The sequence below is a fragment of the Bacillus sp. FSL R9-9530 genome, from assembly GCF_038008145.1.
GTDB classification, from domain to species: Bacteria; Bacillota; Bacilli; order Bacillales; family Bacillaceae_G; genus Bacillus_A; species Bacillus_A mycoides.
Map to the genome: position 1 here is coordinate 2,607,369 of NZ_JBBOYO010000001.1, position 16,190 is coordinate 2,623,558.

Sequence of the window (16,190 nt, forward strand, 5' to 3'; positions counted from 1 at the left end):
TCCCACTCACTTACTTTTTCGGTTCTGCTTTTTGGCCAAACTCTTTTTCCCATTTTTCTAAAATTTTGTCACGATTTTCTGCTGCCCATTTAAAGTCATTCTTTTTATATAACTTTTCTGTCACATCTTTAGGGAATCCATCTGGAAGTTTATAATCATTTTTAATTGTCGCAAATCCATTTTTCTCGAAGTATAACTTCATTACATCATCTGTAATTGCCCAATCTAAAAATGCTTGCGCTAATTTATCATTTTTAGCATTATCTTTTTTAATAAGTGCGTTCGCTTCTACTTCCCAGCCTAATCCTTCTTTCGGCAGTACAACTTCAACTGGTGCACCTTTTTGTTTCTCTTTCAAAGCACTATAAACCATTGATACACCAACTGGATATTCACCTGCGCCTGCTAATTTCGCTGGTTTTGAACCTGAATGAGTATAAGTTGCCATATTATCATGAAGTTTCTTCATGTAATCCCAGCCCTTATCTTCTCCCATAATTTGTAGCCATGCAGAAACTGTTAAAAATCCTGTTCCAGAAGAAGCCGGATGCGGCATAACTAGCGTTCCTTTATATTCTGGTTTCGTTAAATCTTCATATGATTCTGGCATCGGTAAATTTTTCTTCTTCAATTCTTCTTTATTTACAGCAATCCCCGTCATAAATGCAGTATTTCCTACCCATTTTTCTGGTTTCTTATCGTCTTTAAATTGCGAAAGGACACGATCTGCTCCTTTTGGAGAGTATCCTTTTAACATATCTTTTTTCTCTAAAGCTAATAGACTAGACGCTGCAGTTCCCCATACAACATCTGCTTGTGTATTTTTTCCTTCAGCTAGCAATTTCGCTGTAATAACTCCTGTTGAATCACGAACAATGTTCAACTTCACGTCTGGGTACTTCTGTTTAAAAGAATCAAGATAAATCGGTACAAGCTCTTCTTCAATCGCTGTGTAAACAGTTAATGATCCAGATAATTTATCATCTTTTACTTTTGCTCCAGCACTTTCTTCTTTCTTTGCACCACACCCCATTAATAACGAAAATACCATTCCAGTTGCTACAGCTTTAAAGATTGTTTTTTTCACTGTCTCTCTCTCCTTTTACAAATCTTATGTACAACTCTAATATAAACAACTAGTGTAAAAGCAGTATTAAACCAACATTAATCTTTTGTTTGTTGTTTGTTTTTGTGTAATACGTTGCTACTTCTATGTTTTTTCGCATTTTTCTGCTAATATCAAACGTGAAATTTACAAATAATTAAAAAAACCTTTATAATCCCACAAAAAAATGAGGCGTTTGTAAAAAACGCCTCATTTTTGTTTACCTTTTTTTGAATTACGATTTGCATACTTCGCACTATTTTCTCCTTCATACTCTAATGCAAATTCTGCATCTGGTAAGCTTTCTTTCGGAGTTTTATTATTATTAATTGCTGCATTTTGTTTTACTTTTCTTTTTACCAACATATTCACCTGCTCTCACGAAATAACTTTCTATTCTAGTTTGAAACAACTTACAGTAATTATTACTGGGAAGTGTTAACAAGTACATAAGAGCTTATAGATGGAAATACTACATACGAACAAGCCATTACAAAAAGGAGCGATTACTTTGAAAGAAAAAGAAACGATACAATCGCCAATTTTAGACGAGACGCTCCCTCATCAAATGAACTTTCCTTCTTTTAAAGGCACAGGCAAAAAGATGCAACAACCTTTTATAAATCAATATGATGTTGTAATTGGAGACAGTAAATACGATTCCACTAACAGTCCTCTTAATAATTGGAGTGATGAGGTAGATCCTGCTATTATGGCTGGGGAAGAATGGATCCATCCTACAAATGATATCGGATGGATTGCAGAAGAAAATCAAGAATTACTTAAAAACGAAGTTGATAATAAAAATGATGCTTTTATGCATCCCCAATTCGGAATTAACGACTAAAAAACCATTCTACCTAACGCAGGTAGAATGGTTTCATACTATCCAATAATAATTCTCTCTTTCGGATATTTATAGCGAGGCGGTTGCTCTCTTCCGCCACTAGCTAAAATAAATGTTAAAATACCGACGCGTCCGATAAACATAAGTACAATAAGTACAAGTTTACCAACAGTTGTTAAATCAGGAGTAACACCTGTTGATAGTCCCGTCGTCCCGAAAGCAGAACAAACTTCAACGATTAAGCTCATAAGCGGTACATTTTCCGTAATAGATAAAATGAATAGCGCTGAGGCACATAATAAAATCCCCATCGTCATAACGACAGATGCTTTCAACACGTCCTCTTCATGTAGCTGACGTTTGAAAACTCGGACTGTTCTCCCGCCTCTTGCAAATGTATATAACGATAATATACTAACTGCAAATGTTGTTGTACGTATTCCGCCCCCAACTGAACTTGGAGATGCCCCAATGAACATTAATATACTCATAAATAAAAGCGTTGGTTGTGATAATTCACGTATGTCCATTGTAGCCAGTCCTCCACTTCGCGTCGTCACAGATTGGAATAATGTATAAAATACAGTTTCATGCCATGACTTTCCTACTAAAAAATGATTTCGTTCCAATAGAAAAATCATAATTGTTCCAACAATAACGAGTACAAAAAATGTCGTTGTCGTCAATTTTGTAAATAACGAAAAGCGAAATAGTTGTTGTCGTCTTTTACTAAGGAATTGTTTTACTTCCATTAACACCGGGAAACCGATAGCTCCTAAAATAATAAGCAACATATGAATCATTTGAACAATATAATCTTTTTTGTACGGAATAAGTGATTGTCCTGTTAAATCAAATCCTCCGTTCGTTGTTGCGCTCACAGCGGCAAAGAAACCGTGAAAATAAGCTTCTTGCCAAGTCGGGAAATATAGTAAGAACCTTGTACCTAACAGTATTGCTCCAATGAGTTCTATCGAAATAATTACAATTAAAATAGAACGCATCAATTCTACAAGGCCTGATAAATTCCCTTGGTTATGGTCTGCCATAATTAATCTTCTTCTTTGCAAACCAATCTTTTTCCCCGTTATAATCCAGACGAATGTACCAAGCGCCATAATTCCTAATCCGCCTAATTGTAAAATAAGGGCTAAAACAATAATTCCTGCCGTTGTAAACGTATCTGAAATCGTAACAACAGACAGTCCCGTAACACTTACCGCACTAACAGATGTAAATAGTGCATCGATAAATGTCCATTTCACTTCAGGCTTCGTAACAAATGGTAAACTAAGCAAAATTACCGATACGACTACTGCTAGTAAATAAAATACAACGATAAGTTGTACGGGACGTAACTTTTGTAAAAACTTTTTTATATCTCTCATTCCATCACTTCGCTACCTTTTTTCTATCGATTAAATAAAGAAAAATCATCACTTTCTTCATTTGTAAATAACTGCTGAAATAGTTTCGCAAATACCATTCCGTATACAGTTCCATTTCCCCCATACGGCAGTGCGTAATATAAATTATGTATTTTTTTATCTTCTTTTAAAATAGGAAGACCGTCATGACTGCCACCAAATGCTGCTGCCCAATAGTACTCTGCCCGTATATTTTTATACTGCGGGAACATTTCTTTTACAATGTTAATAAGAAGATCACGCTTATGCAATAATTTCGTATCGCCGATTTTTTGAATTTTCAGCGCCTCATCTAATCCGCCTATAACAATGCGGTTTTGATACGTTCGACTATACAAATACGGACGTGCTGTTTCCCAAATTAACGATTGCTCATGCCAGCCTTCAAAATAATCTATCTTATTTGTCACAACGGCATAAGACGTTTCTACTGTTGTATTTTTTTCTTTCTTTCCAAAAATTGCTTCATAACCTGTCGCCATAATAATATTCTTTGCTACTATTTTATTTCCTGTATTCGTGTAACAAATTAAATCATTTTGGATTTGTTTAATATGTAATGCCTCTGTATGTTCGTATATAGTAGCGCCCATTTGTTTCGCTTTATGCAAAAGACTATGCGCTAATAAATACGGATTCACTTCTGCATCACCGCTTGTATATAACGCTGCTTGTTTTGCAAATGAATAACGTTTCTTAATATCAGACTCTGTAAAATATTCAACCGGAAATCCATAATGGCGTAACGTATTATATTCTTCTTGTAAAAATGAAACATCCTCATCTCTACTTGCATAATACAAACTATTTCGCGGAATAAAATGGGGATCAATATCGAGAGTTGGCACAACCTTCTCCATTGTTTGCAGCGCTTCATAACAAAGTCTATATGCTCGTACCCCTTTCTCTTCACCAAATGTATGAATAAGAGAGGTTAACGATTTATCATGAACAAATTGTAATAATCCTGTATTTGCAGCTGTGCTACCACATGCAATTGCTCTTTTTTCAATGAGCATAACACGCATTCCAATTTTAGCTAACGAATACGCTATATGAGCACCTGCTTCTCCACTTCCAATTACTAGTACATCACATATCATATCATTTTCTAACGTTGGATAACAAGGTACAGAAACTCCAGCATTCCAAAACAACTTACCAGTCATAAGCTTCATAATTATACTCCTACAATGTAATTTTCTCCTTTCTATGTTTCGTCATTTTCCATAAAAAAATCCAACTAACATACGCTAGTTGGATTTCTTCTCTTTAATTAGAACGCTCTTCCAGCCAATTTCCAACCGTCGGATATGTTTGCTTTACAGCCGTTCCACCATACACGATAGACATATGTCCTGTCGGTAAACATACATACTGTTTATCTGTGCTAGAAATATGATCAAGTAAAGCTTCTACTTGACATGGCAGAGCAATGTGATCACGTTTCGCAGAAATATTTAAGACATTCGCCTTAATATTTGCAAGGTCTACCTTTTGTCCGCGAATAACGAGTTCACCCTTCACTAATTTATTATTTTGATAAAAATCACGAATCCATTGTCTATACGATTCACCTGGGAACGGAATACCATCGCCTACCCACTTTTGAACTAATTTCCAACTTTCGACGAAGCGCTCATTTTCTGAACGATCGACTAAAGCAACATATGGACCGACAAAGTTTGTAATTGGTTTTAACATCTTATTTCCGAAATCAATCATTTCTGGCGGAATATTTCCGAATGTATCAACCGCTTTATCTAAATTGAAATATTTCTCATCTAATAAAGGACCGTATAATCCTGTTTCAGAGAAATCAAAAGGACTTGTCATAAAAATCAAGTTACGAATTGGCATGTCCGGATGAAGCGCTGCATAAATAGATGTTAACGTTCCACCCATGCAATAACCAAGTAAAGAAATCTCGTCCGATTTTGCAGTTCTCATTACTTTTTTCACTGCTTTTGCAATATAATCGAACACGAAATCATCAAACTTCAAATGACTATCTTCTAAACCGAATGTGCCCCAATCAAGCATATACACATCAAAACCACGATCTACTAAATATTCCACTAAACTATTTCCTGGAGTTAAATCCATAATATACGGTTTATTAATAAGAGCGTATATTAATAAGATTGGAACTCTCTGTGTTTTTTCTTGTTTTGGAATGTAACGATACAGCTTCGTTTTATTCTTCGTCCAAATAACCTCTTTCGGTGTTAAACCAACTTGTGGTTCTGGTTCGCGTAATAAAACTTCGCTCGCTCTTTTCACACGGCGATATGCTTTACGATATTCTTCTGGGTACAACTCCAATTGCTTTTCCCATTCCGTTACGAATGTAGTCATTTTTCCTATCTCCTTTTTGGTCAATTTCTTTCTAAAAAAAGAAGTGCATTCCTGCTATGGATATGCACTTTTTTCTTACTTCATTACATGTATAATCCGCCGTTAATGTTTAATTGCTGACCTGTGATATACGCACCGTCACGGCATAGATATACTACACCTTTTGCAATTTCATCAGCTTGACCAAAACGTTTTTTCGGGATTTTCGCAACGATTTTTTGACGCACTTCTTCTGGTACTTCTGCTACCATTTCAGTATCAATAAATCCTGGGCAAATTGCGTTTACAGTTACATTTGTTCTTGCAAGTTCTAACGCTAATGATTTTGTAAATCCTAGCATACCTGCTTTTGCTGCTGAGTAGTTTGTTTGTCCAAATCCACCAGCTTGGCCAATAATAGAAGAAATACTAATGATTCTTCCTTCTTCTGCTTCCGATATGTATGGAAGTACCGCGCTTGTCGTATTAAATACACTGCTTAAGTTCACGTCAATTACGCGCTCCCAATCTTCACGATTTAACTTCTTGAATGTACGATCTCTTGTAATACCAGCATTATTAACAAGAATATCAACTTGACCAAAATGATTCACAGCTTCTTCTACAAGTCTGTTTGCATCTTCTACTTTAGAAACATCCGCTTGAACTGCATAAACGTCATGTCCTTCTTTTCCTAATTCATTTACTAAGTTTTCAGCTGCTTCTTTACTGCTGTTATAGTTAATAACTACTTTTGCTCCCTCTTGTGCTAATGCTACTGTGATTGCTTTTCCAATTCCTTTTGCCCCACCTGTTACGATTGCTACTTTGCCATTTAATTGAACCATTTCTTTTCCCCCTTAAATGAATTTGTGAACGATTGTTATGAATCATTTTGGTACTCATACTAATTGAGTCCATATATTAATTATGTTTCGTTGTTTATACATGAAAAGAGATTCTCCCTCCCTCTTTTACACGTTATAAACAAACGCCATTATCATTTTTTATTTTCTGGCTTATTTACAGGCTTTACTTCTTCTTTTACAGGTACTTGTAGTTTAGCTAGTACTGCATTTTGCTTTTCTAGCAATTCTAAAATTTGATCAACTTTCGTTTCTAACGTGCGCATATCTTGTTTTACTTTCGTAACATCACGCTTTAATGTAGGAGCTTGTCCTAATGAATCCACTTTCTCTTCTAGAATTTCCTCGATGTTATCAACTTTATTTTCTAAGTTAATAACAAGCGTAGCTACTCTAGCGATATCCTCTCTCGTCGGCACATTCACCTGTTCTAAATAATTTTTTGTCGTATCATTTAATGCTTTTTGATAAAACAAATTCAAATCTAGAACGCTGCCCATCCAAGCAGAATATTCTTCTGTTTTAATTGTTTCATTGAGCGCTTTTCCCCAAAATGTTTCGGTTTGTTCATAAGCATTTTTCCATGCTTGCAATGGATCGAATTTTTGATCAATCACTTCGACTACACTCCCTTTTTCGTTTTTGAAACAATTCAACCTATTCACTATTTTCTAATATTCCGAATAAAACTTCAAGTATATATTTTATTTTTCTTTATTTTCTAACAAATGTATTGACATTAAAAACAGATAGGTGTAAATTGCACTTATAAGCAAAAAATTCCATCTAACTGATTCATGAGGTGATGTACAATCATGCTACATAATGAACCAGAACACCCAGAAAGTTTGGAAAAAAACCAAGCGAAACAACCAAACTCCATGCCAAAAAACTTCTTAGTTCCTTTCTTACTTCTCTGTCTAAAAGACTGGAGTCTTCATGGTTACAAACTTATTCAAATGCTAATGGACATCGGCTTTTCTTCTGTTGACCAAGGTAATGTGTATAGGACACTACGCAAATTAGAAAAAGAAAATCTTATTTCTTCTACTTGGGATACAAGCGAAGGCGGGCCAGCGAAACGAATTTATTCTTTAACAGAATATGGAGAGCAATATTTAACAACATGTGCGACTTCTTTTGAACATTATCAAAATATGTTGCGGACGTTTTTCACGTTATACACCAATGCATTCTTTCCATTTTCTACTTCTCCAGAAAAGGATGAAAAGGATTCTTCATCTTCACCTGGTGGTACAGCAGAGTAATCTGCGTTCACAATATGCAAAAAAACATTTGGAGGTCAAACAATGGAAACTAAGCCATACGAATTAGTCGATGCATTTTGGAAAAACTGGTCTCAATCTCTTTCCCTCTTCTCTTCAGCTGGGAAACAATTAGAGCAACTTACTTTAGAAACGTTAAAACAACAACAAGACGCTTTGCATAAATTAACATCAGGAGTAGATGAACTAGAAAAAGAACTACACCAATTCACTGCTCAGTTCAATAACCAATATACAGACTATGTGAAGCAATTAACTGGAAACTCCTTAAATGATCAAATTAACGAGTGGCAAGAAAAGTGGAATGAGCTTTCTAATCAAATGCACCAACTTACTGTTTCGCCTACGAAAACATCTTTGTCTATTCTTACTCAAACTAGCGGCCAATTTGAAGAAACAACAAAACACTTTATCGAACAACAACAGTCGCAACGTGAAGAGGTTCAAAAACAGTTAGAAGTTTTTTTGGGAGAGTTCAAGTCCAAACAACTAGAACTCGCAAAGCAGTTCGAGGAAAACTCAAAAAATCTATTTACTTCCATCAAGTAAGAAAAATGTGGCAACTAACTGCAGCACAAACAAAACTCTTTCTTCCTCCTACTACATCAAGATGGCTTACATTTTTCGATATGGAAAAGAAGGAGGACAAAATGAATCCATTTCAAGAAGCACAAACTGTTCCGGAGCTTCGTTACGATGAGATTCAAGTCGGTGATCAAGCATCACTTACAAAAAAAATTACGGATGAGGACGTTATCAATTTTGCAAAATTGACTGGAGATGTAAATCCTATTCACATTCTAGACTCTTTTGCAAAAACGACAATGTTCAAAGAACGTATTGCCCATGGCATGCTCGTTTCAAGTTTTATTTCTACCATTCTTGGAACGAAACTTCCTGGCAAAAATACGATTTATTTATCACAAAACGTTTCATTCCGTGCTCCTGTCAAAATCGGTGATACACTTCGCGTTGTGGCAGAAGTTATTAAAAAACGGGACGATAAAAAAATTATCACATTGCAAACAAACATATATAATCAATCTGATGATATTGTCGTAGAAGGTACAGCGACAATACTGAAAAAAGAGTAGCAAATTTGCTACTCTTTTTTCTATCCAAGAACTTCTAATCACACCGTTTACTTCCGTGTATGAGTACGTCGTTTACACATAAAATAACATTACCAGATAGCACTTAGCTAAACTGGATTACTCTTTAAGGATGTGTATCAACATGGTGAAAACAAACAAATTACTAGTTCCGGGTGCAGAGCAAGCACTTGAACAATTCAAATATGAAATCGCACAAGAATTCGGTGTAAGCTTAGGATCTAATACAGCATCTCGTTCTAACGGATCAGTTGGCGGTGAAGTAACGAAACGTCTTGTTGCTTTAGCTCAACAACAATTACGCGGATAACTATATAACCTATGGCTTAGAGGCAGATATTCTCTGCCTCTTTCTTTTTTAACATACATAATAGTGCTTCTTCACATACTAGTAAGAGCAAATCGAAAGGAACGATATGTGAAATGAAACGGATTAACATTAGCATGAGTCCTCCCCGTGTTCTTACTGTATCTTTTATTATGCTATCAATTATCGGTACATGCCTATTGAAATTGCCAATTGCTACAACAACGTCTATTTCATGGCTCGATGCTTTATTTACAACGGTTTCTGCTTGTACGGTTACAGGGCTTGGTGTTGTGGACACTGGTAAAGTATTTACCTTATTTGGCCAATGTGTCATTTTAACACTTATACAAGTTGGCGGGCTTGGCATTATGAGCTTTGCTGTTTTAATCGCAATTATGCTCGGTAGAAAAATCGGCCTTCAAAACCGGATTTTATTACAACAAGCATTAAATCAAACAAATGTCGGCGGAATCATTCGTCTTGCAAAAGCATTATTTTTATTTTCTTTTACTGTAGAATGTATCGCTACTTTACTTCTCTCTTTTGAATGGGTACCAAAATACGGGGTTGCCAAAGGTATATATTATAGCTTTTTTCATTCTATCTCAGCCTTTAACAATGCTGGGTTTTCTGTGTGGAGCGATAATTTAATGTCGCACTCCCATAGCATTCTCGTCAATCTCGTTATTTCTTCCCTCATTATTTTAGGTGGGATTGGTTTTACGGTTATCGTAGATATAAAAAGAAAGAAAAACTTTAAAAACCTTACTTTGCACTCAAAGCTTATGCTCTCTTCTACTCTAATCGTCAATATTATTGCTACAGCTTTTATCTTTATATTTGAGTTCCATAATTCAATTTCCATGAGAGGTTTTACACCATTTGAAGAAGGTATGGCTGCTTATTTTCAAGCGGTTTCAACACGTACTGCCGGGTTTAATACTGTTGATATCTCTGCATTATCAAAACCTTCACTTTTATTAATGATGCTTCTTATGTTTATTGGTGCTGGCAGTGCTTCAACTGGTGGTGGGATTAAATTAACGACTTTTTTGATTATGTTTTTCGGCGTATTTAAATTTTTGCAAGAACAAGATGATATTGTCGTGTTTAAAAAATCCATTAAAGATACGCTCATTGTCAAATCATTAACGATTACTATTATTTCAATTTCGTTTATTTTTCTTTCCATTTTAATTTTAAGCATCACTGAGAAGGTTCCTTTATTAATGAGTGCTTTTGAAGTATTTTCAGCATTTGGAACTGTCGGCCTTAGCATGAATTTGACGCCACACTTAACAATTATCGGCAAAACAATTATTATCTTTATGATGTTTTTTGGAAAGATGGGGCCTTTAACATTAGCCTTTTCATTTGCACGTAAAAAACAAAGAAAAATAAAATATCCCAACGAAGATATTTTAACAGGTTGACAACCGTATAAATTATCCATATAATGAGAGTACAATAGCATATCTCCAAAGGGGAGTAGCGTCCAAGAACTATTTCTTGGAAACAAAGTCGTCATTACGTAGAACTTAGTTCTTCCGGCTTTGTTGGCATTTTCATTACATATGTCTAGCAAGACCTTTGCCTATCAACGGCAGAGGTCTTTTTTGTTTTCAAATTCCTTCCACCGTTGATACGCAGGAGTATGGGGAAACTAAACAGTGGGGAACTTCTTCACTTGTTTAGTCTTTATAGAAATGAGAGGAGAATGTACATGGATGTATCATTATTATTGGAGTATGGTTGGGTATTACTCATCCTAATTGCACTAGAGGGGATTTTAGCGGCTGATAACGCTCTCGTTCTCGCAATTATGGTAAAACATTTACCAGAAGAAAAACGAAAGAAAGCACTATTTTATGGATTAGCAGGAGCGTTCGTTTTCCGCTTCGGATCACTATTTATGATTTCGTTCCTAGTAGATGTATGGCAAGTGCAAGCAATTGGTGCGATTTATCTTATGTTTATCGCGGGGAATCACTTATTTAAAACGTATGTTAAAAAGAATACACATGAAGAAACAGAAGAAAAAGAAGCAAAGAAAAAACAAGAGAACTTTTGGTGGACTGTATTTAAAGTCGAAGTTGCTGATATCGCCTTCGCAGTTGATTCAATTTTAGCTGCTGTTGCATTAGCAGTGACTTTACCGAAAACAGGATTAGGTACGATTGGTAGTCTTGATACAGGTCAATTTATCGTTATCTTTACAGGTGGACTTATCGGATTAGTTATAATGCGATTTGCAGCAACTGCTTTCGTACAAATATTAAAACGTAAACCAGGACTTGAAACTGCAGCATTTTTAATTGTAGGTTGGGTTGGTGTGAAATTAACAGTTTATACGTTAGCACACCCTGCTTTAAATGTCCTTCCGCATTCATTCCCAGAATCCACTCCGTGGAAGCTTACATTCTGGATTGTATTAGTTGGAATCGCAGTTTGCGGTTGGTTCTTCTCGAAAGAAGTAGAAGTAAAAGTAGAAAAGAATTTAGACGAAAAAGCGCTGTAATTACAGCGCTTTTTCTTTTTTCTCGTTTCAATTCCCCTCTCTATTTTTAGAAAAAATTCCATTATACTACCTTTTGTAAACGCTTCCTTTATAGATGTATGTCCTTTTTGTGAAACATTGCACAAACTTATTGAAACTATGAACAAATCCATGTACCTTATTCATATAAGGAGTATTTATAGACGATGTATTAAAGGAGCGTATTACTCATGCTAGAACAAGGATTAGATTACGTTGTAAAACTGGCTAAGAGCAAAAAACAAATGCTAGATATAAATCCAATGCAATATTTCATTCGTGCTGCACTTGCGGGCATTTATATCGGTTTTATTATTGTACTATGTTTTAAATTAGGTAACTTTTTTCATATTGCAGATTCACCAGCAACATATTTAGCTTCCTCCATGTTTTTCGGAATTGCTCTCGTACTTATTATATATGGCGGCGCTGAATTATTTACTGGCAATACGATGTACTTCACAGTGGCAACTTTAAGAAAAGAAACAACGATTTCTGATACACTTCGTAACTGGGTTGCTTGTTATGCAGGTAACTTAGCTGGTGCTTTATTCTTTGCCTTACTATTTTACGCAACTGGAATTTTCGAAGCAATTGATCACAGTCATTTAATGAATAAAGTTGTTGAAGGAAAGATGAATACACCTACAATGCAATTATTCTTTAAAGCGATTTTATGTAACTGGCTCGTATGTCTTGCCTGCTTCTTACCTTCTCAAGTGAAAGGTGACACAGCAAAAATATTAATGATGATGATGCTCGTTTTCACTTTCTTTTTATCTGGTTATGAGCATAGCATTGCAAACTTATCACTGTTTGCTTTATCTTTAGTATCACCACATCCTGAGACAATTTCTTTTGCGGGCGCTATTCATAACTTAATTCCAGTTACAATCGGTAACATTATTGGCGGATCCGTATTTGTCGGTATGGTATATCATTACTTAACAAAGAAAGCACCTGTTGTTGAACAAGAAAAAACTCAATTAGTTGGAGCTCAAACGGAGGAAATTATTCCTTTACAAGCACATATGAAACATTAAAAACTCCAAAGTTTTACTTTGGAGTTTTTAGCTCCCTACATATTTCAAGGCAATATAAGGATTAATTTCCCCGTTTTCCTTCCCTCTCTCTATGCTCTTTTTCATCTGATGCATACCGATGACATCATTTGTATGAAGGTGAATTTCATTAACATATAAACCTTCGTTGCAGAAAGCTTCTACGAAATCTAACCCACTTTTTTCTCCCCATCCCATATTAAAATCAAGGGAAAGAATATTTACATCATAATCCCGAACCATTTGCAAAGCACATTCTACTGTAGTGGCGAGTACATACCCGTATGGACAACTTCTTTGATCATCCATATATACATTCATGTTCTATCCCCTCTCTATTTTGTATACGTGACCAGCATGTAACATATTGCTCCAAGACTAATAAAAGGACCAAACGGAATTTGGCTCCTCATTTTCATACGTTTTAATACTATACCAGCTCCAAAGAAACAAAGACTAAAGCAAGATGCTAAAAATAAAATCATAAAAATCCCTTTCAGTCCCACTATAAATCCAAGCAGCGAAAGTAATTTTATATCCCCTCCACCAAGCCCTTCTGGATATATCTTTTGCATGCAATATAACAAAATGAATATAACGCCACTACCAACTATACTATCTGTCCAAGTGACTAACGGTACAAAAATACATTCTAAAATAAGCAAAAGCGCAAACCAAATTAAAATACGATTAGGTATTAGCATATATACTAAATCTGTAACTGAAATAATTAGAAGTAACGAAAAAAGCGATAAAATGATGATGAGCTCTCTTTCCATTCCAATTACATATACAGTAAGAAAAAATAAACTGCCTGTAACAAATTCAAATACTATGTACAAACTTGAGATTTTGCTCTTACAATTCGTACAACGCCCTTTTTGTATACAAAATGAAATGATTGGAATAAGTTCTTTCGGCTGTAACGTATACTTGCAGTAATGACAGTACGAACGCGGTGTAATAATAGATTCCCCTACTGGAACTCTCATCGCAATCACCATAAAAAAAGAACCAAACACCATACCTATTAACAATGCATATAAATAAGTGAACATCCCTTCCTCTCCTTTCCAAAAGAACATAACAAAAAAAGGAGAGAACTTCTACTTCATATTATCTTTATTCTATTAAAAAAGCAGGCCGTTTTCCGGCCTGCTTTCCCCTATTTTATACGATGAAATATACTGCTTTTAACGGCCCATGTACTCCGACAACAAGATTCATTTCAATATCCGCAGAGTTACTTGGTCCTGTAATAAAGTTAATACAAGATGCGACTGCTTCACCTTTTTCCACACGTGAGTTCATATCCTGAACTGCTTGCGTAATACGAGGTACAAGTGTTTCACGTGGAATAATAGCAAAGTATACAGTCGGTAAAAAGTGTAAAGAACGCCCTTGTCCTTTATGACTTTGTACAACAATCGTACCAGATTCAGCTAAAGTATAATCACTAAATGCAATACCGATATTCGCTTTTTCCGCTATACGCATATTCTCTTCTTTTTTCTCAGGATCCCATACATTTACCTCAACATTTTGCTTTGGAAGCTCTTCTTTAAATAAAGAAGTCAATCCATAGGAATCAAAACGTTCATCTGCTGATAATATAATAGGTCCTCCGCCGTTTTCAACGATTACTTTTTGAATATCTTCACGTAAGCGGTCGTTTGTCGTTTCCACAACAGTTGTATGAATGTTTGTACATTGCTTTTTAAATACTTCTAACAATTCTTCTTGTGAATAATCTTTTAACGTTTCTACATTCACATTACTTTTCCATGCTGGACGTTCTACGCCTTCTGTTTTACGCGCGCGCCCAAGTTCTTTTGCGATATTATCTAGAAAGGACTCACGGTTTTGAATTAATCCTGTCATTATTTGTCCCCGCCTTTCTTATGATCTTTATACCAATCACGGAATCGTTCTTTACTTGGAGCTGGGAATTCACGAATATCCGTCCAGTTTTTAAGTGGTCCAACACCTTTTGATACACGGTTACCAGATGTAAATGGACTCATTGCTGCCGGTGCCATTTTCGATCCCATTTTATATAAAGCTGCTGAAGAAGCACCCATACTAAACATTTTCATTGCTAATTTTTCTGCAAGTGGGGCACGACCTTCTTGCTCAACGATGACTTGACGATGTTTTAATAATAAATCATGTAATGGAATTTTTACTGGACAAGCTTCTGTACATGCTCCGCATAAACTAGATGCATAAGGAAGCTCTTTGTAATCGTCATACCCACCTAAAAGTGGTGTTAATACCGCACCGATTGGTCCTGAATAAATAGATCCATACGAATGTCCACCAACGTGACGATATACGGGACATACGTTAACACAAGCGGCACAACGAATACATTGCAATATTGAACGGAATTCCGATCCAAGAATTTGAGAGCGGCCATTATCAACAACGACTAAATGAAACTCTTCTGGTCCATCTACCTCTTCCTCTTGAATTGGTCCTGCTACTGTTACATAACTTGTTAATTTTTGACCTACCGCACTACGACATAGTAAACCAACTAAAACATCTAATTCTTCCATTGTCGGAACCATACGTTCCATACCCATTACTGCAATTTGTGTTTTCGGAATCGACATGACAAGATCGGCATTACCTTCGTTCGTCACTAAACAAAGAGAGCCAGTATTTGCAACAGCGAAGTTACAACCTGTCACACCAATTTCTGCATCCATAAATTTCTCACGAAGTTGTTTACGAACAAACTTTGTCATTTCGTATGGATCATCAGAATTTTCATATCCAAGTTTTTCTTTAAATACATCACGAATTTGCGTTCTGTTTTTATGAAGTGCAGGCGCAATAATATGTGATGGTGGATCGTTATCTACTTGCAAGATATACTCTCCTAAGTCACTCTCTAACACTTCACAACCAATCTCTTCAAGGGCATGATTCATACTAATTTCTTCAGTTACCATTGATTTTGATTTTACAACTTTCTTCGCTTGTTTCTTTTTTGCAACGTCTTGAATATACTTTGCTGCATCCTCTTTCGTTTTCGCAAAGTAAACGTGACCGCCTCTTTTTGATACATTTTCACTTAACTGCATTAAATAATAATCAAGATTTTCTAACGTATGTTGACGAATTTGTTCACCTAGTTCACGCCACTCTTCCCAGTTTCCCAACTCGTCAGCTGCTTTTAATCGATTTGTATATAAACGCGTTTGTGCAGAAGATACCGCTCCGCGCATAAACGAATCTTGAATTCCATCGCCAACGCGATCATTAAATTTTTTCTCACTGATTTTCATAGACATA

General features: G+C 35.7%; 19 protein-coding genes and 1 riboswitch. Of the genes, 8 read left to right on the forward strand and 11 right to left on the reverse strand.

Going from position 1 to position 16,190, the window contains the following annotated elements; translation table 11 throughout:
- Nucleotides 1–10: 10 nt before the first annotated feature.
- Both MKX66_RS13050 and MKX66_RS13055 read right to left on the reverse strand, forming a co-directional pair.
- Nucleotides 11–1,087, reverse strand: coding sequence for a putative 2-aminoethylphosphonate ABC transporter substrate-binding protein (locus MKX66_RS13050; RefSeq protein WP_002030507.1), 1,077 nt, complete (start codon nt 1,085–1,087; stop codon nt 11–13).
- Nucleotides 1,088–1,315: 228 nt separating this feature from the next.
- On the reverse strand, nt 1,316–1,468 hold the full coding sequence (locus MKX66_RS13055; RefSeq protein WP_000240799.1) for a hypothetical protein: 153 nt from the start codon (nt 1,466–1,468) through the stop codon (nt 1,316–1,318).
- A gap of 100 nt (nt 1,469–1,568) precedes the next feature.
- On the opposite strand from MKX66_RS13055, the gene MKX66_RS13060 reads away from it, so the two are divergent.
- Nucleotides 1,569–1,952, forward strand: a complete 384-nt coding sequence (locus MKX66_RS13060; protein WP_002011568.1) for a DUF3905 domain-containing protein — start codon at nt 1,569–1,571, stop codon at nt 1,950–1,952.
- Between the two features lie 38 nt (nt 1,953–1,990).
- On the opposite strand, the gene MKX66_RS13065 is transcribed toward MKX66_RS13060, so the two are convergent.
- From MKX66_RS13065 to phaR, 5 genes are all read right to left on the reverse strand, one after another.
- On the reverse strand, nt 1,991–3,340 hold the full coding sequence (locus MKX66_RS13065; RefSeq protein ID WP_002126155.1) for a TrkH family potassium uptake protein: 1,350 nt from the start codon (nt 3,338–3,340) through the stop codon (nt 1,991–1,993).
- Nucleotides 3,341–3,363: 23 nt separating this feature from the next.
- Nucleotides 3,364–4,557, reverse strand: a complete 1,194-nt coding sequence (locus tag MKX66_RS13070) for an NAD(P)/FAD-dependent oxidoreductase (RefSeq protein WP_002030511.1) — start codon at nt 4,555–4,557, stop codon at nt 3,364–3,366.
- Nucleotides 4,558–4,651: 94 nt separating this feature from the next.
- Nucleotides 4,652–5,737, reverse strand: a complete 1,086-nt coding sequence (phaC, locus tag MKX66_RS13075; RefSeq protein ID WP_000206840.1) for a class III poly(R)-hydroxyalkanoic acid synthase subunit PhaC — start codon at nt 5,735–5,737, stop codon at nt 4,652–4,654.
- Nucleotides 5,738–5,820: 83 nt separating this feature from the next.
- Nucleotides 5,821–6,564 (reverse strand): acetoacetyl-CoA reductase, encoded by a 744-nt coding sequence (locus tag MKX66_RS13080; RefSeq protein ID WP_002030515.1) that lies wholly within the window; start codon nt 6,562–6,564, stop codon nt 5,821–5,823.
- Nucleotides 6,565–6,716: 152 nt separating this feature from the next.
- Nucleotides 6,717–7,199: a polyhydroxyalkanoic acid synthase subunit PhaR gene (gene phaR, locus MKX66_RS13085; RefSeq protein WP_000566956.1), complete on the reverse strand. Its 483-nt coding sequence runs from the start codon at nt 7,197–7,199 to the stop codon at nt 6,717–6,719.
- A gap of 198 nt (nt 7,200–7,397) precedes the next feature.
- On the opposite strand from phaR, the gene phaQ reads away from it, so the two are divergent.
- From phaQ to MKX66_RS13120, 7 genes are all read left to right on the forward strand, one after another.
- Nucleotides 7,398–7,850 (forward strand): poly-beta-hydroxybutyrate-responsive repressor, encoded by a 453-nt coding sequence (gene phaQ / locus MKX66_RS13090; RefSeq protein ID WP_000903018.1) that lies wholly within the window; start codon nt 7,398–7,400, stop codon nt 7,848–7,850.
- Between the two features lie 42 nt (nt 7,851–7,892).
- Nucleotides 7,893–8,417, forward strand: a complete 525-nt coding sequence (gene phaP, locus MKX66_RS13095) for a polyhydroxyalkanoic acid inclusion protein PhaP (RefSeq protein ID WP_002011575.1) — start codon at nt 7,893–7,895, stop codon at nt 8,415–8,417.
- Nucleotides 8,418–8,518: 101 nt separating this feature from the next.
- Nucleotides 8,519–8,962, forward strand: coding sequence for a MaoC family dehydratase (locus tag MKX66_RS13100; protein ID WP_001067911.1), 444 nt, complete (start codon nt 8,519–8,521; stop codon nt 8,960–8,962).
- Nucleotides 8,963–9,104: 142 nt separating this feature from the next.
- Nucleotides 9,105–9,290 carry an alpha/beta-type small acid-soluble spore protein gene (locus tag MKX66_RS13105; protein ID WP_000241212.1) on the forward strand — a complete coding sequence of 62 codons (186 nt, stop codon included), beginning with the start codon at nt 9,105–9,107 and terminating at the stop codon, nt 9,288–9,290.
- A 113-nt stretch (nt 9,291–9,403) separates the two neighbouring features.
- Complete coding sequence (locus MKX66_RS13110; protein WP_033708914.1) at nt 9,404–10,723, forward strand: TrkH family potassium uptake protein; 1,320 nt, start codon at nt 9,404–9,406, stop codon at nt 10,721–10,723.
- A 38-nt stretch (nt 10,724–10,761) separates the two neighbouring features.
- A riboswitch (yybP-ykoY riboswitch) is annotated at nt 10,762–10,934 on the forward strand.
- Between the two features lie 79 nt (nt 10,935–11,013).
- A complete protein-coding gene (locus MKX66_RS13115) occupies nt 11,014–11,808 on the forward strand; it encodes a TerC family protein (protein WP_002011580.1) in 795 nt (264 codons plus the stop codon).
- A gap of 209 nt (nt 11,809–12,017) precedes the next feature.
- Nucleotides 12,018–12,869: a formate/nitrite transporter family protein gene (locus tag MKX66_RS13120; RefSeq protein WP_002011581.1), complete on the forward strand. Its 852-nt coding sequence runs from the start codon at nt 12,018–12,020 to the stop codon at nt 12,867–12,869.
- Nucleotides 12,870–12,896: 27 nt separating this feature from the next.
- Here MKX66_RS13120 and MKX66_RS13125 read toward each other — a convergent pair whose 3' ends face one another.
- From MKX66_RS13125 to MKX66_RS13140, 4 genes are all read right to left on the reverse strand, one after another.
- The gene (locus MKX66_RS13125) at nt 12,897–13,208 is read right to left on the reverse strand and encodes a cyclic-phosphate processing receiver domain-containing protein (RefSeq protein WP_002140920.1); all 312 of its coding nucleotides are present in this window, start codon (nt 13,206–13,208) and stop codon (nt 12,897–12,899) included.
- A 14-nt stretch (nt 13,209–13,222) separates the two neighbouring features.
- The gene (locus MKX66_RS13130) at nt 13,223–13,945 is read right to left on the reverse strand and encodes a prepilin peptidase (RefSeq protein ID WP_033708915.1); all 723 of its coding nucleotides are present in this window, start codon (nt 13,943–13,945) and stop codon (nt 13,223–13,225) included.
- A 112-nt stretch (nt 13,946–14,057) separates the two neighbouring features.
- Complete coding sequence (locus MKX66_RS13135; RefSeq protein ID WP_002030525.1) at nt 14,058–14,768, reverse strand: LutC/YkgG family protein; 711 nt, start codon at nt 14,766–14,768, stop codon at nt 14,058–14,060.
- Nucleotides 14,768–16,189, reverse strand: a complete 1,422-nt coding sequence (locus MKX66_RS13140) for a LutB/LldF family L-lactate oxidation iron-sulfur protein (protein ID WP_002011586.1) — start codon at nt 16,187–16,189, stop codon at nt 14,768–14,770. The genes MKX66_RS13135 and MKX66_RS13140 overlap by 1 nt, the downstream gene beginning before the upstream one ends.
- Nucleotide 16,190 lies beyond the last annotated feature (1 nt).